The 23666-nt window shown below is 60.7% G+C and carries 24 protein-coding genes; 10 read left to right on the forward strand and 14 right to left on the reverse strand.

Going from position 1 to position 23666, the window contains the following annotated elements:
* Positions 1–162: 162 nt before the first annotated feature.
* From GE543_RS23960 to dadA, 5 genes are all read right to left on the reverse strand, one after another.
* Positions 163–486: a cytochrome c5 family protein gene (locus tag GE543_RS23960; RefSeq protein ID WP_371927248.1), complete on the reverse strand. Its 324-nt coding sequence runs from the start codon at positions 484–486 to the stop codon at positions 163–165.
* Between the two features lie 25 nt (positions 487–511).
* Entirely contained in the window at positions 512–1060 is a 549-nt protein-coding gene (locus tag GE543_RS23965; RefSeq protein ID WP_003314015.1) for a cupin domain-containing protein, read from the reverse strand.
* 125 nt (positions 1061–1185) lie between these two features.
* A complete protein-coding gene (gene alr / locus GE543_RS23970; RefSeq protein WP_103689130.1) occupies positions 1186–2259 on the reverse strand; it encodes an alanine racemase in 1074 nt (357 codons plus the stop codon).
* 73 nt (positions 2260–2332) lie between these two features.
* On the reverse strand, positions 2333–2686 hold the full coding sequence (locus tag GE543_RS23975; protein WP_003392569.1) for a RidA family protein: 354 nt from the start codon (positions 2684–2686) through the stop codon (positions 2333–2335).
* Positions 2658–3959, reverse strand: a complete 1302-nt coding sequence (dadA, locus tag GE543_RS23980; protein WP_003392572.1) for a D-amino acid dehydrogenase — start codon at positions 3957–3959, stop codon at positions 2658–2660. The genes GE543_RS23975 and dadA overlap by 29 nt, the downstream gene beginning before the upstream one ends.
* Before the next feature lie 157 nt (positions 3960–4116).
* On the opposite strand from dadA, the gene dadR reads away from it, so the two are divergent.
* Entirely contained in the window at positions 4117–4605 is a 489-nt protein-coding gene (gene dadR, locus GE543_RS23985; RefSeq protein ID WP_003314011.1) for a transcriptional regulator DadR, read from the forward strand.
* Positions 4606–4612: 7 nt separating this feature from the next.
* Here the strand turns inward: dadR and GE543_RS23990 are convergent, their stop codons facing one another.
* Complete coding sequence (locus GE543_RS23990) at positions 4613–4966, reverse strand: YkgJ family cysteine cluster protein (protein WP_003314010.1); 354 nt, start codon at positions 4964–4966, stop codon at positions 4613–4615.
* Positions 4967–5071: 105 nt separating this feature from the next.
* Between GE543_RS23990 and GE543_RS23995 the strand changes: the two genes are divergently transcribed.
* The gene (locus GE543_RS23995) at positions 5072–6385 is read left to right on the forward strand and encodes an FAD-binding oxidoreductase (protein WP_153222525.1); all 1314 of its coding nucleotides are present in this window, start codon (positions 5072–5074) and stop codon (positions 6383–6385) included.
* 2 nt (positions 6386–6387) lie between these two features.
* Here the strand turns inward: GE543_RS23995 and GE543_RS24000 are convergent, their stop codons facing one another.
* Positions 6388–6639 (reverse strand): DUF1127 domain-containing protein, encoded by a 252-nt coding sequence (locus tag GE543_RS24000; protein WP_153222526.1) that lies wholly within the window; start codon positions 6637–6639, stop codon positions 6388–6390.
* Positions 6640–6814: 175 nt separating this feature from the next.
* Between GE543_RS24000 and GE543_RS24005 the strand changes: the two genes are divergently transcribed.
* Together GE543_RS24005 and GE543_RS24010 are read left to right on the forward strand one after the other, a co-directional pair.
* Positions 6815–8236, forward strand: a complete 1422-nt coding sequence (locus GE543_RS24005; protein WP_003414024.1) for a PLP-dependent aminotransferase family protein — start codon at positions 6815–6817, stop codon at positions 8234–8236.
* A gap of 72 nt (positions 8237–8308) precedes the next feature.
* Positions 8309–9889, forward strand: coding sequence for a phospholipase D family protein (locus GE543_RS24010; RefSeq protein ID WP_004408943.1), 1581 nt, complete (start codon positions 8309–8311; stop codon positions 9887–9889).
* Here GE543_RS24010 and GE543_RS24015 read toward each other — a convergent pair.
* Together GE543_RS24015 and GE543_RS24020 are read right to left on the reverse strand one after the other, a co-directional pair.
* The gene (locus tag GE543_RS24015) at positions 9886–11034 is read right to left on the reverse strand and encodes an MFS transporter (RefSeq protein ID WP_003437441.1); all 1149 of its coding nucleotides are present in this window, start codon (positions 11032–11034) and stop codon (positions 9886–9888) included. The two genes, GE543_RS24010 and GE543_RS24015, sit on opposite strands and share 4 nt — an antisense overlap.
* Before the next feature lie 132 nt (positions 11035–11166).
* Positions 11167–12660, reverse strand: a complete 1494-nt coding sequence (locus GE543_RS24020) for an aldehyde dehydrogenase (RefSeq protein ID WP_003425933.1) — start codon at positions 12658–12660, stop codon at positions 11167–11169.
* A gap of 239 nt (positions 12661–12899) precedes the next feature.
* Between GE543_RS24020 and GE543_RS24025 the strand changes: the two genes are divergently transcribed.
* The gene (locus tag GE543_RS24025; protein ID WP_153222527.1) at positions 12900–13268 is read left to right on the forward strand and encodes a cupin domain-containing protein; all 369 of its coding nucleotides are present in this window, start codon (positions 12900–12902) and stop codon (positions 13266–13268) included.
* 81 nt (positions 13269–13349) lie between these two features.
* Here GE543_RS24025 and rpmG read toward each other — a convergent pair whose 3' ends face one another.
* Both rpmG and rpmB read right to left on the reverse strand, forming a co-directional pair.
* A complete protein-coding gene (gene rpmG / locus GE543_RS24030; RefSeq protein WP_002551515.1) occupies positions 13350–13505 on the reverse strand; it encodes a 50S ribosomal protein L33 in 156 nt (51 codons plus the stop codon).
* Between the two features lie 11 nt (positions 13506–13516).
* Positions 13517–13750, reverse strand: coding sequence for a 50S ribosomal protein L28 (rpmB, locus tag GE543_RS24035; RefSeq protein WP_002551514.1), 234 nt, complete (start codon positions 13748–13750; stop codon positions 13517–13519).
* Positions 13751–14114: 364 nt separating this feature from the next.
* On the opposite strand from rpmB, the gene GE543_RS24045 reads away from it, so the two are divergent.
* Positions 14115–15701, forward strand: coding sequence for an ABC transporter substrate-binding protein (locus tag GE543_RS24045; protein ID WP_153222528.1), 1587 nt, complete (start codon positions 14115–14117; stop codon positions 15699–15701).
* Positions 15702–15787: 86 nt separating this feature from the next.
* Here GE543_RS24045 and radC read toward each other — a convergent pair whose 3' ends face one another.
* On the reverse strand, positions 15788–16462 hold the full coding sequence (radC, locus tag GE543_RS24050; protein ID WP_046270315.1) for a DNA repair protein RadC: 675 nt from the start codon (positions 16460–16462) through the stop codon (positions 15788–15790).
* Positions 16463–16597: 135 nt separating this feature from the next.
* Here radC and coaBC point away from each other — a divergent pair, with 135 nt between their 5' ends.
* Genes coaBC through argB form a run of 4 tightly spaced genes read left to right on the forward strand, consistent with a single transcriptional unit; the run spans position 16598 to position 21839 of the window.
* On the forward strand, positions 16598–17806 hold the full coding sequence (gene coaBC, locus GE543_RS24055) for a bifunctional phosphopantothenoylcysteine decarboxylase/phosphopantothenate--cysteine ligase CoaBC (protein ID WP_178118665.1): 1209 nt from the start codon (positions 16598–16600) through the stop codon (positions 17804–17806).
* Between the two features lie 6 nt (positions 17807–17812).
* Entirely contained in the window at positions 17813–18268 is a 456-nt protein-coding gene (dut, locus tag GE543_RS24060; protein WP_003313999.1) for a dUTP diphosphatase, read from the forward strand.
* Between the two features lie 51 nt (positions 18269–18319).
* Positions 18320–20905, forward strand: coding sequence for a phosphomannomutase/phosphoglucomutase (locus tag GE543_RS28030; protein ID WP_371927250.1), 2586 nt, complete (start codon positions 18320–18322; stop codon positions 20903–20905).
* 28 nt (positions 20906–20933) lie between these two features.
* Positions 20934–21839 carry an acetylglutamate kinase gene (gene argB, locus GE543_RS24070; protein ID WP_002551508.1) on the forward strand — a complete coding sequence of 302 codons (906 nt, stop codon included), beginning with the start codon at positions 20934–20936 and terminating at the stop codon, positions 21837–21839.
* Positions 21840–22364: 525 nt separating this feature from the next.
* Here the strand turns inward: argB and GE543_RS24080 are convergent.
* Positions 22365–22922, reverse strand: a complete 558-nt coding sequence (locus GE543_RS24080) for a DUF4124 domain-containing protein (protein ID WP_164490394.1) — start codon at positions 22920–22922, stop codon at positions 22365–22367.
* Positions 22923–23007: 85 nt separating this feature from the next.
* Positions 23008–23649 (reverse strand): orotate phosphoribosyltransferase, encoded by a 642-nt coding sequence (gene pyrE, locus GE543_RS24085; protein ID WP_003403990.1) that lies wholly within the window; start codon positions 23647–23649, stop codon positions 23008–23010.
* Between the last annotated feature and the right edge of the window lie 17 nt (positions 23650–23666).

The raw sequence follows: 23666 nt of genomic DNA on the forward strand, positions 1-23666 counted from the left end.
AAGGGCGTAGGAGCGAACTTGTTCGCGAAAAGGGCGTGTACTATCGCCAAAAATGCATCGATCTAAACATCATCTTCGCGAGCAAGCGAAGCGTCGCCCGGCTCGCTCCCACAAAACGTATGCACAGCGCCGGGCGTTCAGGCACGGGAACGAGGGTGCACCTCACTTCAACCCGGACATGCTCTGGATGGCGCTCTTCAGTTCGTCGTTTGTGCAATCGCCGCAGGTGCCTTTCGGGGGCATGATGCCGAGGCCTTTGATGGTGCTGGCCAACAGTCCATCAAGGCCGCCTTTTTGCTGGGCGCGCTGTTCCCAGGCCGCCGTGTCACCGATCTTCGGCGCGTTGAGCAGACCGACGCTGTGGCAGGCGACACAATGCGCCGCGATGATGTCGTCAGGGGCTCGGGCGCTATCGGCGGCTTGCGCATTGAACGCCCACAACGCCAGAACGCCTGCGCTGCTCAGAATCTTCCGGGTCAGTTTCACGCATCTCTCATCGCAAGGGGGCAGGTCAGAAATTGGCCGGGGTGGCCGCACTGATCAATCGTGCCGGGACATCGAACGGGTTACGAAAGCGATGCGGCCGGGTGCTTTCGAAATAATAGCTGTCACCTGCTTCGAGCACGTAGGTATCCAGCCCGACCACCAGTTCCAGCCGACCCTCGACGAGGATGCCGGTCTCTTCACCTTCGTGAACGAGCATTTCTTCGCCAGTGTCGGCACCCGGTGGATAGGTCTCGGTGAGAAAGGCGATGGCGCGGCCCTGATGCGATTTGCCGACCAGCTTCATGGTCACGGCACCGTCCGATATATCAATCAGCTCGCTGGCCTTGTACACCACTTGAGCCGCGTTTTCGGGCACGGATTCTTCCGAGAAAAATTCGACCATGGACATGGGGATGCCGCCGAGCACCTTGCGCAGCGAACTGATCGAAGGGCTGACGCTGTTTTTTTCGATCATGGAGATGGTGCTGTTGGTCACACCGGCGCGCTTGGCGAGTTCACGCTGGGACAAGCCTTTGAGCTTGCGAATCGATTGCAGTCGTTCACCCACGTCCAATGCGATATTCCCCCAGGTTTTGTCAGGTCTAGTCGATATGAACGCCATCATGGCAACAGCGTTCGATATTTACAACACTTCGACAGACACCTGACCTGACGCGGCCTGGGGCAAAGAGGACTGAATCAGTCTTCGGAGTAGATGCGCGGAACGCGACGCAGATTGCAGAAGATTTCGTAGGGAATGGTTTCCGCGCGCTGGGCCACTTCACTGGCGAGCACTTGCTTGCCCCACAGCTCGACTCGGCTGCCGAGCCCGGCCTGCGGCACATCGGTGAGGTCCACGCAGAGCATGTCCATGGACACGCGTCCGAGCAGCCTGGATGGCTGGCCGTCGATCTGCACGGGCGTGCCGGTGGGCGCGTGACGCGGATAGCCGTCGGCGTAGCCCATCGCCACTACCCCGATACGCGACGGCCGGTCACAGACAAATGTCGCGCCATAGCCCACGGGCTCACCAACGGGCAGTTCACGCACGCTGATGATCTTCGATTCCAGGGTCATCACCGGTTGCAGGCGATCCGCCAGCGGGTGCACCTGATCAAACGGCGTAGCACCGTAGAGCATGATGCCCGGGCGCGACCAGTCGCTCGGAATCTGTGGCCAGCCCAGCACCGCCGGGGAGTTTTTCAGACTGGTTTCTGCTGCCAGCCCCTTGCGAAAGGTCTCGAATACGGCGAGTTGTTCATCACTGCAGCCGCTGTTCAGCTCGTCGGCACGGGAGAAGTGGCTCATCAGCACGATTCTGGCCACTTTGCCGGTTGCCAGCAGACGCTGATAAGCCGCCTGGTACTCGTGAGGATGCAGGCCAACCCGGTGCATGCCAGTGTCGAGCTTGAGCCAGACCGTTATCGGCTTGCCCAGGCGCGCCTGCTCGATGGCCTCCAGTTGCCAGGTCGCGTGTACAACGGTCCACAAATCATGCTCGACAATCAGCGCCAGCTCGTCGGCCTCGAAAAAGCCTTCGAGCAGCAGGACTGGCGCACGAATGCCTGCCGCACGCAGCTCTAGTGCTTCTTCAATGCAGGCCACTGCAAAACCGTCGGCCTGTGACTCCAGTGCCTGCGCGACGCGCACCGCGCCGTGACCGTAGGCATCGGCCTTGACGACGGCGAGCGCTTTGCCGCCGCTGTTTTCACGGGCCAATTGGTAGTTGTGACGCAGTGCCTGAAGATCGATAAAGGCGCGGGCTGGACGCATGATGACGTTTACTTGCCTGAAAGGATGGAAAGGGACGATCAACCCGACGCGGGGACGCGCCGGGCAAAAAGGGTCAGGGCAGCGCGGCAACCACCGACAGTTCAACGAGGATTTCCGGCTCGCACAGCTTGGCCTCGACCGTCGCGCGTGCAGGCGCGAAACCCTTGGGCAGCCATTTGTCCCAGACGCTGTTCATGCCTGCGAAGTCGGCGTCGATGTCTTTCAGGTAAATGGTGACCGACAGGATACGCGTCTTGTCGGTGCCGGCCAGGTCGAGCAGGCGCTCGATGCTGTTCAGAACCTCTCGGGTCTGCTGCTCGACACCCGCAGTCATGTCATTACCGACCTGGCCCGACAGATAGACGGTGCCATTGTGGACAACGACCTGACTCATGCGCTCATTGGTGAGCTGGCGCTGGATGGACATGCTGTGCATTCTCCTGAGTGTTGCCGTAACGAGAGATATCAAGGCCTTCAGCACTGATACGGGGTGTCTTGCGGGCAATGAGGTCTGCCAGCAAACGACCGGAACCACACGCCATCGTCCAGCCCAGAGTGCCATGGCCGGTATTGAGGAACAGGTTACGGAACGGTGTTGCACCCACAATCGGTGTGCCGTCGGGCGTGGTCGGACGCAACCCGGTCCAGAAATCGGCCTGGGTCAGGTCGCCGCCCTGAGGATAGAGGTCACCGACGATCATCTCCAGTGTTTCGCGTCGACGCGGATTGAGCGACAGGTCAAAACCGGCGATTTCCGCCATGCCGCCGACGCGGATCCGGTTGTCGAAACGGGTGATCGCGACTTTATAGGTTTCATCGAGAATGGTCGAAGTCGGCGCCATGTCCGGGTTGGTGATCGGCACGGTCAGCGAATAGCCCTTCAGCGGATAGACCGGCGCCTTGATGCCCAACGGCTTGAGCAACTGCGGCGAGTAACTGCCCAGCGCCAGCACGTAACGATCGGCAGTTTCGAGCTTGCCGTCGATCCACACGCCATTGATGCTGTCGCCTGCGTGATCGAGGCGTTCGATGTTCTGCCCGTAGCGGAACTCAACTCCCAGCGCGACGGCCATTTCCGCCAGGCGCGTGGTGAACAGCTGACAGTCACCCGTCTGGTCATTGGGCAGGCGCAACGCACCGCTGAGGATGCCGGTCACGCCGGCCAGCGCGGGCTCGACACGGGCGATGCCTTCGCGATCCAGCAGTTCATAGGGCACACCGGACTGCTCGAGCACGGCGATGTCCTTGGCGGCGTTATCCAGCTGGGCCTGGGTACGGAACAACTGGGTGGTGCCCAGGCTGCGTCCTTCGTAGGCAATGCCGGTCTCGAGGCGCAGTTCATCCAGGCAATCGCGGCTGTATTCGGACAGGCGTACCATGCGCTCTTTATTGATGGCATAGCGGCTGGCCGTGCAGTTGCGCAGCATTTGCGCCATCCACAGGTACTGATCGATATCTGCCGTTGCCTTGATCGCCAATGGCGCATGACGCTGCAGCAGCCATTTGAGCGCTTTGAGCGGAACACCCGGCGCAGCCCATGGCGAGGCATAGCCGGGAGAAACCTGGCCGGCATTGGCAAAACTGGTTTCCATGGCAGCAGCCGGCTGACGGTCAACGACGGTCACCTGGAAACCGGCACGCGCCAGATAATAAGCACTGGTTGTACCGATGACGCCACTACCCAGGACCAGAACGCGCATGTCGATGACCTCATCGCGGATATCCGCTGATAATTCGAAGTTTTAAGCAAGGATGTGCGCAGTATATTGAGCAATGGGCAGTGCTTCTCACTGTATAAAGATCTATATTCAGTTTTTATTCGCGGCGATAAACGCTTTGCTAGAGGGGAAATGACCCGTGCGCACTCAACACCAGTCAAATCGTGAACTGGACAAGATCGATCGCAATATTCTGCGCATCCTGCAGGCCGACGGGCGCATCTCGTTCACCGAGCTTGGCGAGCGGGTCGGCCTGTCTACCACGCCTTGTACCGAACGGGTGCGCAGGCTGGAGCGCGAGGGGATCATCATGGGCTACACCGCCCGACTGAACCCGCAAAGCCTCAAGGCCAGCCTGCTGGTATTCGTCGAAATCAGCCTGGACTACAAGTCTGGCGACACCTTCGAAGAATTCCGCCGTGCCGTGCTGAAGCTTCCCCATGTGCTGGAGTGCCACCTGGTGTCAGGCGACTTCGACTATCTGGTCAAGGCACGGATTTCCGAGATGGCGTCCTACCGCAAACTGCTGGGCGATATCCTGCTCAAACTGCCGCACGTACGTGAGTCCAAGAGCTACATCGTCATGGAGGAAGTCAAAGAGAGCCTGAATCTGCCGATTCCCGACTGATTGCTCGCTATACCAGGACTTGCCGGGTCGAGGCCATATACTCATGAATCTGCTTTTCGACCCGGGGATGGATCAACTCGACCGGGCGACGTCCATTCGGGCAGGGCAGGCTTGCGGTGGTGCCGAACAGGCGGCAGATCAGCGGACGCTCGTCATACACGGTGCAGCCTTGCGGACCCAGGTGCACGCAATTGAGTTCGTCCAGCGCAGCGTCCTGTTCGGCAGCCGTCTTGCGCGGCAGACGCGACATTTCTTCGGGCGACGTGGTCACCGGCCCACAGCAGTCGTGGCAGCCGGGCACACACTCGAACGAAGGAATCTGGCGACGCAGATCCGCTATTTTCTGACGGTTGCAGCTCATTGACTCGACCACTCATACACAAGGCCGAGAGTTTGCCTCAGTTGGCAGGCTCATGACAGCGGCTTATCCTCCCGACACGCCATCCGCCGCCAACAGGACACGCTCATGAACGCCCGCGTTCAGCACTCGACTCGTCACGATCAGCACGCTGCTTCCTACTACGCCGCCAGCAGCCATGCGCAAGCGGATCATCCTGCGCTGCAAGGTGAGGTGAAGGTGGATGTGTGCGTGGTCGGCGGTGGATTCTCCGGCCTCAACACCGCCATCGAACTGGCCGAGCGCGGGTTCAGCGTTGCGCTGCTCGAAGCGCGCAAGATCGGCTGGGGGGCCAGCGGGCGCAATGGCGGCCAGCTGATTCGCGGGGTCGGTCATGGTCTCGAACAGTTCGCCAATGTCATCGGCAGCGAAGGCGTGCGGCAGCTCAAGCTGCTGGGCATCGAGGCCGTCGAGATCGTGCGGCAGCGCATCGAACGGCATGCTATCGATTGCGACCTGAAGTGGGGTTATTGCGATCTGGCCAACAAACCGCGCGACCTGCACAGCCTTGCCGAAGACGCAGAAGAGTTGCGCAGCCTGGGTTATTGCCATGCACTGCAGTTGCTGCAGCCCGAAGAGATGCACAGCGTGGTGGGCTCCTCGCGCTATGTCGGTGGCCTGATCGACATGGGCTCGGGGCATTTGCATCCGTTGAACCTGGCCTTGGGCGAAGCGGCTGTGGCGCAGTCGCTCGGCGTTCAGTTGTTCGAGCATTCAGCGGTGACGAGCATCGATTATGGCCCGCAGGTCAGGGTGCATACGGCTGGCGGCTCGGTGCAGGCGCAGACCCTGGTACTGGGTTGCAACGCCTACCTCAATGACTTGAATCCGGAAATCAGCGGCAAGGTATTGCCTGCCGGCAGCTACATCATCGCCACCGAGCCGTTGAGCGAAGCGCAGGCCCGTGAAGTGTTGCCGCAGGACATGGCGGTCTGTGATCAGCGGGTGACGGTGGATTACTACAGGCTGTCTGCCGACCGCCGCCTGCTGTTCGGCGGTGCCTGCCATTACTCGGGGCGTGACCCTCAGGACATTGCCGCGTACATGCGACCGAAGATGCTCGATGTGTTCCCGCAACTGGCCGCCGTGAAGATCGATTACCAGTGGGGCGGGATGATCGGCATCGGCGCCAATCGCCTGCCGCAGATAGGCCGGCTCAAGCAGCACCCCAACGTGTTTTATGCTCAGGCCTACTCGGGCCACGGTCTGAATGCCACGCATCTGGCGGGACGGCTGCTGGCCGAAGCCATCGCCGGGCAACACAGCGATGGCTTCGAGTTGTTCGCCAAAGTGCCGCACATGACCTTTCCCGGCGGCAAGCACTTGCGCTCGCCTCTGCTGGCATTGGGCATGCTCTGGCACCGCCTCAAAGAGCTGCGCTAGGCTCAGGGCCTCCAAAACGGCTTCATGGCCTCGACCCGCGCCTGGCGGAAATCCAGGCCGATGTCGCGCAACTGATCGTCGGTCAGTGTCAGCAAGCTGCGGCGCGATGCCCAGCGATGGCGGTACAGCGCCCAGCGCCCCATGCCTGCCAACAGATCGGCCTTGTTCGCGCGGACGGTTCTGACCGTCGCGGGCCGATACTCATTCAATTCATGGCTGTGAAGCGTAAGGCGCACATCGCTGAACCCGTTCATGTCCTATTCCCTCATCCTGGGTGGCTGTGGGTCCATGATGAAGCGAACAGCAAAACCAATACAGATTCAAAAGTCTTTTATATTTTCCATACAGATGATCAAAAAACGCCACTGAATGCTATATTTCCGGCCAATCTGTATTGCTTTACCGCACTTTAATTCCTGAGAGTACGCCATGACGCTCTACGTCAACCTCGCCGAACTGCTCGGCTCGCGCATCGAAAACGGCTTCTACCGCCCCGGCGACCGCCTGCCCTCGGTACGCGCGTTGAGCGTCGAGCATGGCGTCAGTCTGAGCACCGTGCAGCAGGCGTATCGGGTGCTGGAAGACAATGGCCTGGCCGCGCCGAAACCTAAATCCGGCTATTTCGTCTCGGTCAGCCGAAAAGCCCCTGCACTGCCAGCGGTCGGCAGGCCAGTGCAGCGGCCTGTGGATATCTCTCAATGGGATCAGGTGCTGGACCTGATTCGCGTTGCCCCTCTTGAAGCCGTCACGCAACTGGGGCGCGGCATGCCGGATGTCACCAGCCCGACCCTGAAACCGCTGATGCGCGCGCTGAGTCAGTTGAGTCGCCATCAGGACATGCCGGGGCTGTATTACGACAACATCTACGGCGTGCGCAGGCTGCGCGAACAGATTGCCCGGCTGATGCTCGACTCGGGCTGCAACCTGACCGCCAATGACCTGATCGTCACCAATGGCTGTCATGAAGCGCTGTCAGCCAGTGTCCGGGCCATCTGCTCGCCGGGGGACATCGTGGCGGTGGACTCGCCGAGCTTCTTCGGCGCCATGCAAACGCTCAAGGGCGTGGGCATGAAAGCCATGGAAATCCCTACCGACCCGTTGACCGGCATCAGCCTCGAAGCGCTGGAACTGGCGCTGGAGCAATGGCCGATCAAGGTCATTCAGCTGACGCCCAACTGCAACAACCCGCTGGGTTATGTCATGCCCGAAGCACGCAAGCGGGCACTGCTGACCCTGGCGCAGCGCTTCGACGTGGCGATCATCGAGGATGATGTGTATGGCGACCTGGCCTACAACTACCCTCGCCCGCGCACCATCAAATCCTTCGACGAAGACGGTCGCGTCCTGCTGTGCAGTTCGTTTTCCAAGACCCTGGCACCGGGGCTGCGAATCGGCTGGGTAGCGCCGGGTCGTTATCTGGAGCAGGTGCTGCACATGAAATACATCGGCACCGGCTCGACTGCCCCGCAGCCGCAGCTGGCCATCGCCGACTTCATCGAAGGCGGCCATTACGAGCCTCACGTGCGACGCATGCGTAGCCAATACCAGCGCAGCCGAGACCAGATGATCGACTGGGTGATGCGCTACTTCCCCGAGGGCACCCGCGCCAGCCGGCCACAAGGCGGCTTCATGCTGTGGGTGGAACTGGCCGAAGGTTTCGACACCCTGCGCCTGAACCGCGCCTTGCTGGGCAAAGGTGTGCAGATCGCGGTGGGGAGTATCTTTTCGGCATCGGGCAAGTACCGTAACTGCATGCGCATGAACTTCGCGGCCAAACCCAACCGCGAAATCGAGAATGCTGTGCGTATCGTGGGCGAGACAATTGCCCTACTGAATGCGCAAACTGACTGATGCGGGCAAATCTTTCCCGGTTTTGTGGGTCATATCGCCAAGTCGAGCCATGTCCAGAAGCGGAAGATCAATTTGAATAACTCATGGGCCTTGCCCTTTTGCTTGCTGGTTGCGTTGTGCGTCAGCGGTTGTGCGCATCAACAGGTCACCAGTGAGCCAAGCCAGGCCATGCCGTCTTCAGGCTCCGCGTTCGGCCGCTCGATCCAGGCCATGGCCATGCCGCACGAAGGGCGTTCGGGCTTTCGTCTGCTGCCTGACAGCAGTGACGCTTTCAAGGCTCGCGCCGAACTGATCCGCAACGCCAAAAGCAGCCTTGATCTGCAGTATTACATCGTCCACGACGGCCTGAGCACGCGCGCCCTGATCGATGAACTGCTCAAGGCGGCAGACCGTGGCGTTCGTGTGCGCATCCTGCTGGACGACACCACCAGCGACGGCCTGGACCAGGCCATCGCCACCCTCGCCGCTCACCCGAACATCCAGATTCGCCTGTTCAATCCGCAAAACCTGGGGCGCGAGACCGGCATCACCCGCAGCCTCGGGCGCCTGATGAACCTGTCGCGCCAGCACCGGCGCATGCACAACAAGCTATGGCTGGCCGACAGCAGTGTGGCCATCGTCGGCGGGCGCAATCTGGGCGATGAATACTTCGATGCCGAGCCGAACCTGAACTTCACCGATATCGACATGCTCAGCGTGGGGCCGGTGGCCGAGCAGCTCGGCCACAGCTTCGACCAGTACTGGAACAGCACGCTCAGCAAGCCTATCGGTGAATTCATCTATTTCCTGCCCGACGGCGAGGATCTGGCCGAGGCCCGGCGCAAGCTGGATGATTCTCTGGAGCAGGCGCACCAGCAGCACAAGGCGCTGTACGAGCGACTGATGGCCTACAAGACCCAGCCGCGCATGAAAACCTGGCTCAACGAACTGGTCTGGGCATACAACCAGGCGCTATGGGACGCACCGACCAAGGTTCTGGCGCAGGGCGAGCCTGATCCGCACCTGCTGCTGACCACGCAACTGGCACCTGAACTGCTGAACACTCACAAGGAACTGATGCTGATCTCGGCCTACTTTGTACCGGGCCAGGAAGGCTTGCTGTACCTGACCGGGCGGGCCGATGCCGGCGTCAATGTCAGCCTGCTGACCAACTCTCTGGAAGCCACCGACGTGCCTGCCGTGCATGGCGGCTATGCGCCGTACCGCAAGGCACTGCTGGAGCATGGCGTGAAACTGTTCGAGCTGCGCCGACAGCCTGGCGATACCGAGACGATGCGCGGCAGCGGCCCGCATCTGTTCAAGAAAAGCCATTCTCTGGTCAGTTCCGAATCGAGCCTGCACAGCAAGGCGATGATCTTCGATCGACAGAAAGTCTTTGTCGGCTCATTCAACTTCGACCCGCGCTCTGTGCTGTGGAATACCGAAGTGGGCGTGCTGGTCGACAGCCCGCAACTGGCCGAGCAACTGCGCGAACTGACCTTGCAAGGCATGGCCCCGTCGCTCACCTACGAAGCGCGGCTGGAGGACGGCAAAGTGGTGTGGGTGACCGAAGACAACGGCCAGATCCACACCCTGCATACCGAACCGGGCGACTGGTGGCGGCGTTTCAACGCTTGGATGAGCCGCGCCATCGGCCTGGAAAGAATGCTTTAAGCGAGCGCAGCCTGCGCATCCCCGAACGCGCCGCGTCGCCGGATCAGTATCAGCAGACCCAGCGCACCTGCAGCCATCATCAGCGGCAAGGCCTCACCGCTGACCCACTGGCTGCCCGCGCCGGCTATTAACGGGCCGAGCAGGCAGCCGATGCCCCACAGTTGCGCCACATGTGCGTTGGCGCGGACCAGCGAGTCATCGCGATAGCGTTCGCCGATCAGAATCAGCGACAGGGTAAACAGCCCGCCGGCACTGGCACCGAACACGGTCCACAGCGGCCAGATCAGAACAGTGTCGATCAGCAGCGGCACCAACAGGCTGGACGCCAGCAGCAGGGCGGCACAGCCGGTGAACATCGCGCGACGTGAAATGCGGTCGGCGAGCATGCCGATCGGCAGTTGCAGCAGCGCATCACCGACCACCACCACGCTGACCATGATCAGGGCGATTTCCGGGGTGAAGCCGTGGCGTATGCAATAAAGCGGCAACAGGGTGAGGATCAGCGCTTCGAACGCAGCAAACAGGGCGACCGCCCAGGCGATGGCAGGCATGCCGCGACAGAAGCCGGACAGATCGGCAAACGTCACATTGCAGGATTCGGTCGACGGCGCACCGGTACGCCCCAGCAGCAGAAACGGTGAGCCGACCAGCAGCGCGACACCAATCCAGAAACCATAGTCGCCCTGGGTGCCGATCACGCCCAGCAGCAGCGGACCTGCCAGTTGGCTCAATGCGTAGGTGCTGCCATACAGCGCCACCAGACGCCCGCGCAGGCGCTCGATGACCAGCTGATTGATCCAGCTTTCACCCAGCACGAAGACGATGGTCAGAATCACCCCAAGCGTCAGGCGCAAGACCAGCCAGATCCAGTAATACGGCAGCAGCGCCAGCGCGCCGACCGAAACCGCCCCGGCCCATAAGCACAGGCGCATGAGATTGGCCGTGCCGAAGCGCGCCGCCAGACGACTGGCCAGCGCCGCGCCGAGCAGCACGCCCACCGCCGGCATCGCCGCCATGATACCAATGGCAAACGAGCCATAGCCCCAGCCCGCCAGCCGCAATGAAACCAGCGGCATGCTGACGCCCATTGCCAGACCGACGCCCAGTACGGACGCCAGCACAGCAAAATAAGTCCCCCAACGCATTTCCACGCTCCTGCCCGGCGCTGCGCTACGCGCTTATCGCCTTGTACAAATCCTGTGCGGCGCGATGATCAATCTTGAGACCCCATCGTGCCAACGCTCCGAGGGCAGAGCCTCGGAGCAATAGGCAAATGACTACAGCTTGATCCAGGTCGACTTCAGCTCGGTGTATTTGTCGAACGCATGCAGCGACTTGTCACGACCGTTGCCCGACTGTTTGAAGCCACCGAACGGTGCGGTCATGTCGCCGCCGTCGTACTGGTTGACCCATACGCTGCCTGCGCGCAAAGCCTTGGCGGTCAGGTGCGCCTTGGAGATGTTCGCGGTCCATACGGCAGCCGCCAGGCCATACTGCGTGTCGTTGGCGATCTGGATCGCCTCTTCGGCCGTATCGAACGTCAGCACCGAAAGCACCGGGCCGAAGATTTCTTCCTGAGCGATTTTCATCGCATTGTTCACACCATCGAAAATGGTCGGCTCGACATAGGTGCCGCCGGTTTCCTGCAGGATGCGCTTGCCGCCCGCAACCAGCTTGGCACCATCGGTGTGGCCCGCTTCGATATAGGACAACACAGTGTTCATCTGTTGGGTATCAACCAGCGCGCCCACGGTGGTCGCAGGGTCCAGCGGATTGCCGGGCTTCCAGGCGCTGAGCGCCTCGATCACCATCGGCAGGAAGCGATCCTTGATGGAGCGCTCGACCAGCAGACGCGAACCGGCGGTACACACTTCGCCCTGGTTGAAGGCAATCGCGCTGGCGGCTGCGCTGGCGGCGGCCTGCAGATCAGGCGCGTCGGCAAAGACGATATTCGGGCTCTTGCCACCGGCTTCCAGCCACACGCGCTTCATGTTCGATTCGCCCGCATAGATCATCAGTTGCTTGGCGATCTTGGTCGAGCCGGTGAACACCACAGTGTCCACATCCATATGCAGGGCAAGCGCCTTGCCGACGGTGTGGCCATAGCCAGGCAGTACGTTGAGCACGCCCGCAGGAATGCCAGCCTCGATGGCCAGTTGTGCGATACGAATGGCCGTCAGCGGAGATTTTTCCGATGGCTTGAGGATGACCGAGTTGCCAGTGGACAGCGCAGGACCCAGCTTCCAGCAGGCCATCATCAGCGGAAAATTCCACGGCACGATGGCGGCCACGACACCCACCGGCTCGCGCGTTACCAGACCCAGTTGGTCATGAGGCGTTGCCGCGACTTCGTCATACAGTTTATCGATGGCCTCGCCGCTCCAGCTCAGGGCTCTGGCGGCACCGGGAATGTCGACACCGAACGAGTCGCCAATCGGTTTGCCCATGTCCAGCGTTTCAAGCAGCGCCAGCTCTTCGGCATTGTGCTTGAGCAGCTCGGCGAAACGGATCATCGTTTCCTTGCGCTTGGCCGGAGCCAGTCGCGACCAGGCACCGGAGTTGAAGGCGCTGCGCGCACTGTCGACCGCGCGTTGTGCGTCAGCGGTGTCGCAGCTGGCAACCTTGGCAAGCATCCGGCCATCGACCGGGCTAATGCAGTCAAACGTCTCGCCGGAGGAGGCTGCGGTGTATTCACCTTGAATGAAGGCACGGCCTTCGATCTTCAAATTCTGGGCGCGTTGCTCCCAGTCAGCACGAGTCAGGGTGGTCATTTGCATGTCCTCCTCTTGTTGAATGTGGGTGTGTCATGGTTGATTAAAGACACAATCTGAAATTTTTCAGGACGGCCGTTACCCTAAACCAGCGGCCCGACAAAACCAATATATTTGACATAAATAGCCGCTACGGTGCTTTTATGTTGATTTTATTAAACAGCTCCGCACGCGCGCCGAGGCACTAACGCACTGCACGCACGTCAAACCTTCAACGCATTCAGGACAAGGGGCCCATCATGAGCATCGAAAGCATCGTCGACTTCAGTGAAGCCAGCACCGCCGCCGAGCACTATCGCCCTGCACCGGAAAAGGTCTTCAAGGGCGATCCGGCACAAACCCTCTACAACCACTACAACAGCCCCTGCGGACAGATGAGCGCGGGCGTCTGGAATGGCGAGCCCGGGCAGTGGCAGGTGAATTATTCAGAGCATGAGTATTGCGAGATTGTGCAGGGTGTTTCAGTCCTGCGCGACGAGCAGGGCCACGCGAAAACCCTGCGCGCAGGCGACCGCTTCGTGATCCCGGCAGGCTTCAAGGGTACCTGGGAGGTGCTGGAAACATGCCGCAAGATTTATGTGGTGTTTGAGGCGACTGCAGATAAATAAATACCGCCCTGGCAGCGACGCCAGGAGCGCAGGCACAAAAAAACCCGCCAGAGCGGGTTTTTTTGCAGCCGACAGAATCAATTACTTGATTTTGCCTTCTTTGTAGATCACGTGCTTGCGTACAACCGGATCGAATTTTTTGATTTCGATTTTATCCGGAGTAGTACGTTTGTTCTTGTCGGTGGTGTAGAAATGGCCTGTACCAGCGCTCGACACCAAACGGATCAATTCACGCATGATTTTCTCCCTTAAATTTTGCCGTCGCGACGCAGTTCAGCGAGCACAACTTCAATGCCACGCTTGTCGATGATACGCATGCCTTTAGCAGATACGCGCAGACGAACAAAACGCTTCTCGCCTTCAACCCAGAAGCGGTGATGCTGCAGGTTTGGCAGGAAACGACGACGGGTTTTGTTGTTTGCGTGGGAAATGTTATTCCCAGTCACCGGACCCTTACCGGTAACTTGACATACTCTCGACATGCCTCAGCCCTCTAAAACCACATGCCCAACCCGGCATGGGTTGGCCGCTTAATCTCTCAGTCATTTGGCGCCAGGCGCCGCGTTTCTTTAAGGGTCTTACCGGCTACACCTACAGTGAAGGAACCGGGCCCCTAGAAAAGAGCGCTGCTTTATACCAGAAAGCCTTGGGCACAACAACAGGCAAAGCACTTTGACCCGAATGATCACGCCTCGCGCAGCGGTATGCTCAAGCACTGCGGGGGCACAGGCAAATCGACCGCTCGTCGCTCCATGACGATTGTTCTGCGCCAGTACATGGTCTAGGGTTAGTCCCTCACCAGACTGCGCCGGCAGATGGGGCCCTTTCTGAACAGGAAATAACGCCATGCGCCTAGCTGCACTCCCTTTTTTACTCGTTCCACTCCTGCTTCCCGTCGCTGCCCAGGCATCGAACCTTGTGGTCTGCACCGAAGCCAGCCCCGAGGGTTTCGACGTTGTACAGTACAACTCGCTGACCACCACCAACGCATCGGCCGACGTGCTGATGAACCGCCTTGTGGACTTCGATGCCAAGAGCGGCAAGCTGGTGCCGAGCCTGGCAGAAAGCTGGACCGTGTCCAAAGACGGCCTGACTTACGACTTCAAGCTGCACCCCGGAGTGAAATTCCACACCACAGATTATTTCAAGCCGACTCGCGAGCTGAGCGCAGATGACGTGCTGTTCAGCTTCCAGCGCATGCTCGACCCGCAGAACCCGTGGCACAAGATCGCCCAGAGCGGTTTCCCGCATGCGCAGTCCATGCAGCTGCCCGCCTTGATCAAGAGCATCGAAGCGCCTGACGCACACACCGTGCGCTTCACGCTCAACCATGCGGACTCGACCTTCCTGGCCACGCTGAGCATGGGTTTCGCCTCGATCTACTCAGCCGAATATACCGCGCAGCTGTTGAAGGCGGGCACGCCGGAGAAACTCAACAGCCAGCCGATCGGCACCGGGCCGTTCGTGTTCAAGCGCTTCCAGAAAGATGCCGCGGTGCGCTATGAGGCGTTCGACGATTACTTCGCCGGCAAGTCTGATATCGACACACTGGTGTATGCCATCACCCCGGACGCCAATGTGCGCCTGCAGAAAATCCGTCAGGATGAGTGCCAGATAGCGCTCTCGCCCAAGCCTCTGGATATACAGGCAGCCAGCGAGGACAAATCGCTCAAGGTCGAGAAGACTGAAGCGTTCATGACCGCATTTGTCGCGATCAACGGCCAGCATCCACCGTTCGACAAGCCGGAAGTTCGCCAAGCCATCAACCTGGCGTTCGACAAGGACAATTACCTGAAAGCCGTGTTCGAAGGCACCGCTGAAAAGGCCAATGGTCCTTACCCGCCCAACACCTGGAGTTACGCCAAGGACCTGCCCGGCTATCAGCACGATGTTGCCAAGGCCAAGGCGCTGCTGGCCAAGGCCGGTGTAAAAGAGGGCTTGAAGACCACCATCTGGACGCGACCATCCGGGAGCCTGCTGAACCCGAACCCCAGCCTGGGCGCTCAATTGCTGCAGGCTGACTTGAAACAGATCGGCATCAATGCCGAGATCAAGATCATTGAATGGGGCGAGCTGATTCGCCGCGCCAAGGCTGGCGAGCATGACCTGCTGTTCATGGGCTGGGCGGGCGACAATGGCGACCCGGATAACTTCCTGACCCCGCAGTTCTCGTGTGCGGCTGTGCAGTCGGGCACCAACTTCGCCCGCTATTGCGATAAGACACTGGACAAGCTGATCGCAGACGGCAAATCAGTCAGTGATCAGACCGAACGCAGCAAGCTGTATCACCAGGCTCAGCAACAGATTCAACAGCAGGCACTGTGGCTCCCCCTCGCCCACCCGACGGCTGCAGCTCTGGTACGCAAGGACGTCACTGGCTATCAGGTCAGCCCGTTCGGCAGGCAGGATTTCTACAAGGTGCAGGTCAAGTAAGTCGCCAGACTGACCTTGGCGTCTGTGTGTGATGTCGTGCCAATGCCTGCATTGGCACGACCCACCTCAAGACCGGGAAGAGCTCGCTACATCAACCCGCGTTCCACCATCGACAGTGGCTCGCCGTCCCCAACGATCACGTGATCAAGCACATGCACATCCACCAGCATCAGTGCTTCCTTGAGGCGCTTGGTCAGGTCGATGTCGGAACGGCTGGGCGTGGTGATACCGGAAGGATGGTTGTGGCAGAGGATCAGGCAGGCAGCGTTGTGCGCAATGGCTCGCTTTACCACCTGGCGCGGGTGCACGTAGGACGCGTTGATCGTCCCGCGAAACAATATCTCGAAGGTCATGACCCGGTGTTTGGTATCGAGAAACAGACAGCCGAAGACTTCGTGCGGCTCATGCCGCAGCAGGGCCTTGAGATAGCTGCGGACCTGGGTCGGGTTTTCCAGCGCTGATTCACGGCGCAGGGACTCGGCCATGTGCCGACGCGCCATTTCCATGACCGCCTGCAACTGCGCGAACTTGGCGGGCCCAAGCCCCAGTTGCGAGGTGAATGCCGACAGATCCGCATCCAGTAACGATCTGAGCCCGTCAAATTGATTCAGCAGATGACGCGCAAGGTCTACAGCGCTTTTTCCGGCCACGCCGGTGCGTAAAAAGATAGCCAGCAACTCGGCGTCGGAAAGGCTCGCCGCCCCCAACTCCAACAAGCGTTCCCGGGGGCGTTCAGCCGCGGGCCAACTGCGAATACTCATAGCACCTCCATGTGATTGGGCACCGCTGTTCCGGTGCGGTCGCTGTGCTATCTTAGCCCATCTTTTTTGCACGACGATCTGGCCTGGGGAGGCGTCATGGCCGTCGTGTGTTCACTCGACCAAAAAGGCAGGTCTATGCAGCGGCTGTATCGAAAACGCATCGTTCTTGGCGTCGGCGGCGGCATCGCGGCCTACAAGAGCGCTGAGCTGGTCCGCCGCCTGCGCGATCAGGGCGCTGAAGTGCGTGTGGTCATGACCCGGGGCGGCGCAGAGTTCATCACGCCGCTGACCATGCAGGCCCTGTCCGGGCACCCCGTGCACCTGGACCTTCTCGATCCGGCCGCCGAGGCCGCGATGGGCCATATCGAACTGGCCAAATGGGCCGACCTGATCCTCATCGCACCGGCCACCGCCGACCTCATCGCGCGCTTGGCGCAAGGCATCGCCAACGACCTGCTGACCACCATCGTGCTGGCCACCGACGCGACTGTCGCCATCGCCCCTGCGATGAATCAGGCGATGTGGCGTGACGCCTCGGTGCAGGCCAATACCCGTCTGCTCGAAGAACGCGATTTTCGTGTGTTCGGGCCGGCGTCCGGCAGCCAGGCGTGTGGCGATGTCGGCTTCGGGCGCATGCTGGAGGCCGACGACCTGGCCCAGTGCGCGGCCGACTGCTTCCAGCGCCTGACCCTGACCGGCAAGCATGTGCTGATCACCGCAGGCCCGACCCAGGAAAACATCGACCCGGTGCGCTACATCACCAACCACAGCTCGGGAAAAATGGGCTTTGCCCTGGCCGAAGCGGCGGTGGAGGCCGGCGCCCGCGTCACGCTGATCACCGGCCCGGTCAACCTGCCCACGCCTGATCGCGTCTCGCGCATCGACGTGGTCAGCGCCCGCGACATGCTGGCAGCGTGTGAGGCGGCCATCCCCTGCGACCTGTTCATCGCTTCTGCAGCCGTGGCCGACTACCGCCCGGAAGTCGTTGCCCCGCACAAATTGAAGAAAGATCCTTCGAACGGTGATGGCTTGCTGCTGCAGATGGTGCGCAATCCGGATATTCTGGCGACCATCGCAACCCGCCCGGATCGCCCCTTCAGTGTCGGCTTTGCCGCCGAGACCGAACACCTGCTCGAGTACGCTGCCCGCAAGCTCAAGGACAAGAACCTCGACCTGATTGTCGCCAACGATGTCGCTAACCCGAGCATTGGCTTCAACAGTGAGGAAAACGCCTGCAGCGTGATTGACCGAGGGTTGCACGCAACGCTTTTCGCCCAGACCAGCAAGGCCAAGATCGCTCGCCAGCTGGTCACTTTTATCGCCGACCGCATGAATCAGGTTTAACTACGAATGCACGCTCTACAAGCCAAGATCCTCGACCCTCGCATTGGCAACGAATTCCCGCTGCCGGCCTACGCCACTGTCGGCTCGGCTGGCCTGGACCTGCGCGCCATGCTCAAGGAGGACACGCTCCTCGAGCCCGGCCAGACCCTGCTGATCCCTACCGGCCTGTCGATCTACATTGGCGATCCGGGCCTTGCCGCGCTGATCCTGCCGCGCTCCGGCCTGGGCCATAAACACGGCATCGTGCTGGGCAATCTGGTGGGCCTGATCGACTCCGATTATCAAGGCGAACTGATGGTCTCCTGCTGGAACCGCGGCCAGACGGCTTTCAACATTGCCGTGGGCGAGCGCATCGCCCAATTGGTCCTGGTGCCGGTCGTACAGGCGCATTTCGAGCTGGTTGAAACGTTCGACGAAAGTCAGCGTGGCGCTGGCGGCTTCGGTCATTCCGGCAGCCATTGATCGCCATTCGGCACATAATCCGGGTTCGGGACAAGGCTCAGGGAGAGGTCGGTGAAAGGTAGTCAGCACAGCGCTTCACAGCACGTCGTACCCGCCGATAACTCGCCTCCGGCTGCGAGCCTCAAAGGCCTCGCGCCCGGCCTGGTGCCTGCCGCCATCGGCCTGCTCATCGCTGCGGCACTGGTCTGGATGGCTCTGGCCACCGGCCCGCAGCAACAGGACCAGCTGGTTCAGGCCTGGGGCGGCAGTCAGGCGGCAGCGGTGGGTCTGGCCCTGCGCCAGATCAACGCGGACACTCAGTCGGCCGCCTCCGGTGCTGCGCTTGTGCAGACACTGCAAAGCAATGATGCCGCTGCCCTGCTGTCCGCTCAGGATCGATTCACCCGCTGGGACGGTCTTGCAGGCGCCCGGCTTTACCCCAAGGGGCTGGCCGATGTGGATACGCAAGGCACACTGCCCGTCAGCTTCGCCACCCTGGACATGCTCAACAAGGCTGCACAAGGTGAGGCCGTCGCTCCGGAGGCGCGCAAGGTCGGCGAGCGCTGGTTGATCTACAGCGCCGCGCCGGTGCGTGCCGCTGCCAGTCAGCCGGTGGTGGGTACGTTGCTGTTGGCCTTTGATCTGCAGCGTTTGCTCAATGCCTTGCCGACGCTGCCTGCCGATGCCGGGCAAGTGGTGCTCAGCCAGCAGTTCGGCAGCGGACCTGCGCAGGTTTTCCTGCAGCGCGGTCAGGCCGATGAAGGCAAAGCCCAGGCCTTCGATACCGGTTATCCCGGCTGGAAACTCGAATTCACGCCCGGTCCCGGCCTGAAAACCTCTCCGTCCGTGCTGCTTCTGCTGCTGGCACTGATTATCGCTGCAGCAGGCGTGCTGCTTGGCTTGCACCGTAATGAGCGGGCCCTGCAGAAGCGTATTTGCGCCGACGCACGGCAACTGGATCAGCTGCTCCAAGAACTCTCACGCGGAAAAGCCGTCAAACCCTTCGGTTTGAGCCTCCCGGCCCTTAGCGGTCTGGCTCAGGCCCTTGCTCGTGTCTCGCTTCGTAGTCAGCCTCAGGCAGCGCCTGTCCTGGCGGCGGGCGAGCAGCGCGATGCAGATATTGCCAAAGGCAGTGCTTCGTCCACCGTGGCTGCATCACGCACCGACTGGACCGATCCGCTGTTTCAAGATACCGATATCCTTGATATCGACCTTCTCGACGAAAACCAGGACTTCCTGAGATCGGAGCATAACCTCGCTATGAACAGCCCAGCATCCGTGGCACCCAACCTTCCCGAGACTATTTTCCGTGCCTACGACATTCGTGGCGTGGTCGGGGACACCCTCAACGCTGAAACGGCTTACTGGATCGGCCGCGCCATTGGCTCCGAAAGCCTGGCGCAGAACGAACCCAACGTCAGCGTTGGCCGCGATGGTCGCCTTTCCGGTCCTGAACTGGTACAGCAACTGATTCAAGGCCTGCACGACAGCGGCTGCCACGTCAGCGATGTGGGCCTGGTGCCAACGCCTGCGCTGTATTACGCAGCCAACGTGCTGGCCGGCAAAACCGGCGTCATGCTGACCGGCAGCCATAACCCGAAGGACTACAACGGCTTCAAGATCGTCATCGCTGGCGACACCCTCGCCAACGAGCAGATCCAGGCGCTGCACGAGCGCATCAAGACCAACAACCTGACGTCGCAGAAAGGCAGCATCACCCAGGTCGACATCCTTGAGCGCTACTTCCAGCAGATCAAGAATGACATCGTCATGGCGCGCAAGCTGAAGGTCGTGGTCGACTGCGGCAACGGCGCGGCAGGCGTGATCGCTCCGCAACTGATCGAAGCGCTGGGCTGCGAAGTGATTTCGCTGTTCGCGGAAGTCGACGGCAACTTCCCTAACCACCACCCGGATCCGGGCAAGCTGGAAAACCTGCAGGACCTGATCGCCAAGGTCAAGGAAACCGGTGCCGACCTGGGCCTGGCTTTCGACGGTGACGGCGACCGTGTCGGTGTCGTGACCAACGCAGGCAACGTGGTGTACCCGGACCGCCTGTTGATGCTGTTCGCGCTGGACGTGCTCAAACGCAATCCGGGTGCCGACATCATTTTCGACGTCAAATGCACACGCCGCCTGACTCCGCTGATCAGCGAACATGGCGGTCGTCCGGTGATGTGGAAAACCGGTCACTCGCTGATCAAGAAAGAAATGAAGAAAAGCGGTGCGCTGCTGGCAGGCGAAATGAGCGGCCACATCTTCTTCAAGGAACGCTGGTTCGGTTTCGACGACGGCATCTACAGCGCAGCACGCCTGCTGGAGATCCTCAGCCAGGAGTCGGCCAATGCCGAAGACCTGTTCGAGACCTTCCCGAACGATATTTCGACGCCTGAAATCAACATCAAGGTGACGGATGTCACCAAGTTCAGCATCATCGAGGCCCTTGAGACGGATGCACAGTGGGGCGACGCCAAACTGACCACCATCGACGGTGTCCGTGTGGACTATCCGAAGGGCTGGGGTCTGGTTCGCGCTTCCAATACCACGCCGGTACTGGTGCTACGCTTCGAAGCCGAGACCGAGGCCGAATTGCAGCGTATCAAGGACGTGTTCCACGCAGAATTGAAGAAAGTTGCGCCGGACCTCGACCTGCCATTTTGATTGTTTTTCCTTTTGACTGGAGCCCTGAATGACCCTCGAACGCGATGCCGCCTCTAATGTAGCCAAGGTCCTTTCCGAAGCGCTGCCTTACATTCGCCGCTTTGTCGGCAAGACGCTGGTTATCAAGTACGGCGGCAACGCCATGGAGAGCGAAGAGCTGAAAACCGGCTTTGCGCGCGACATCGTGTTGATGAAAGCAGTGGGCATCAACCCGGTGGTGGTTCACGGCGGCGGCCCGCAGATCGGTGATCTGCTCAAGCGCCTGTCCATCGAAAGCCACTTCATCGACGGCATGCGAGTTACCGATGCGCAAACCATGGATGTCGTGGAGATGGTACTGGGCGGTCAGGTCAACAAGGACATCGTCAACCTGATCAACCGTCACGGCGGCAGCGCGATCGGTCTGACCGGCAAGGACGCTGAGCTGATTCGTGCGAAGAAGCTCACCGTCACGCGCCAGACGCCGGAAATGACCAAGCCCGAAATCATCGACATCGGTCAGGTCGGTGAAGTGGTCGGGGTCAACACCGGGCTGCTCAACATGCTGGTCAAAGGGGACTTCATTCCGGTCATCGCGCCTATCGGCGTGGGCCCGGACGGCGAGTCGTACAACATCAACGCCGACCTGGTCGCAGGCAAGGTTGCCGAAGCCCTCAAGGCCGAGAAGCTGATTCTGCTGACCAACATCGCCGGCCTGATGAACAAGCAGGGCGAAGTCCTGACCGGCCTGACCACCGAGCAGGTCGACGGCCTGATCGCCGACGGCACCATCTACGGTGGCATGCTGCCGAAGATTCGCTGCGCGCTGGAAGCGGTTCAGGGCGGGGTCAACAGCTCGCACATCATTGACGGTCGAGTGCCCAACGCGGTCCTGCTGGAGATCTTCACCGACAGCGGTGTAGGTACCCAGATCACCAACCGCAAGCGGCACTGATGCACACGTAACACCCAAAGGCCCCGTGAGCTAACACTCACGGGGCCTTTTTTGTTGGCTGATGCTCGAGAACACTATCGTGTTCATGCTCCGCGCTCAGCGTCATATACAAGTCTGCTCTTGATTCTGGCCGCAGGCCGTGGGAGCGAGCTTGCTCGCGAAGAGGCCGGTAAAGCCCCTGAAAATGGGGCGTCTGGACCATCGTATTCGTGAGCATTGCGGATCGCCGCCCGGTCACTCCCACGCACTTCGGGCAGAAGCCGGAAAGTCACGTTTCACGGGCTCTTCAAGACTTATGTATAACGTTGAGTGCTCCGCGTGGGTATGCCGTTCTGGACGCTCTGCGTCCTATCCTGATTGAGCGGCGCGGCGCAGATTTGTGACGCGGAGCGTCACGACAGGCATTCCCACGCTGGAGCGTGCGGAACGATAGGTGTCTGGCGGCGGCTCCTTTCGCGAACAAGTTCGCTCCTACGGCCTTCGGCCAGAATCAAAAACAGACCCGGGCATGACGATAGTGTCCGGTCACTGAGTCAGCCGCTGGACGCGGGCGCGATCGACGGCGAAGTCTGCTTCGGCCTTTACGCGTGCGGCCTGATACCCGGTGATATCGGCTTGCAGTTTCTGCTGCTGATCGCGCAGGTCGTTCAGTTGATCGACAAGTGCCTGCTGAACTGGACGCCCTGCGCGCTCAAGGTCGGCGGCCTGGCCTTGCAGACTGCGCTGCTGCGCCGCCAGCCCCTGAATGTTGCCTTGGGCAACGCCAACCAGTGCATCGAGCTCAGCCAGTTTGCGGGCCTTCATGCGGTCCACTTCAGCGACGCTGCTGTACAGGCTCAGCAGTTGTGCATCGGCGGCGGCCTGGCGTTTGTCCGCTTCGGACTGACGAATCTGCTCGGCCGTAGGCGCAGGTGGCACGACCTGAACCACCCGGCCACGACTGTTGAGCACTTCATAGCCTTTGGCAACGTAGTCGGGCGGCACGCCTTGCGTGTCGATCACTGTCACCCCGCGGCTGTCGACGTAGCGATAAAGCCGTGGCTCAGGTGCGTCGGCCGCTTGGGCGAGCATGGGCGCAAGCATGACGACAGCCAGCAAGGCCCGAAAAACGCTCAGCGCGCCTGAAACCGAAACCCATGCACCGCCGCCGACCGCCATAGGCACGTCCTCAGATTCCGAATTGCGCGCGATAGGCTTCGACGGCAGGCAGATGCTGCTTGAGCTGCGGATCGTCGGCCAGGAACTCGAGCACCTGATTCAGCGACACGATACTCACCACCGGAATCCCGAAGTCTCGCTCGACTTCCTGAATCGCCGACAGCTCGCCATTGCCACGCTCCTGACGATTGAGCGCGATCAGCACGCCCGCAGCTGTCGCGTCCTGGTCCTTGATGATCTGCATGACCTCACGGATCGCAGTGCCTGCAGTGATCACGTCGTCGATGATCAGCACATTACCCGCCAGCGGGGAGCCCACCAGACTGCCGCCTTCGCCGTGCGCCTTGGCTTCCTTGCGGTTGAAACACCACGGCAGATCACGGTCATGATGCTCGGCCAGCGCCACAGCAGTGGCCGACGCGAGCGGAATGCCCTTGTAGGCCGGACCGAACAGAACGTCGAAGGCAATACCGCTTTCAACCACGGCTGCTGCGTAGAAACGCCCCAGTTGTGCCAGTGCGGAACCGGTGTTGAACAGCCCGGCATTGAAGAAGTACGGGCTGGTGCGCCCGGACTTGAGAGTGAACTCACCGAAGCGCAGAACACCGCGATCGATGGCAAAACGAATGAAATCGCGTTGATACGCCTGCATGAAAAAAGCTCCGAATA

Source organism: Pseudomonas sp. SZ57, assembly GCF_009495975.1.
In the GTDB taxonomy this organism is placed as follows: domain Bacteria; phylum Pseudomonadota; class Gammaproteobacteria; order Pseudomonadales; family Pseudomonadaceae; genus Aquipseudomonas; species Aquipseudomonas syringae.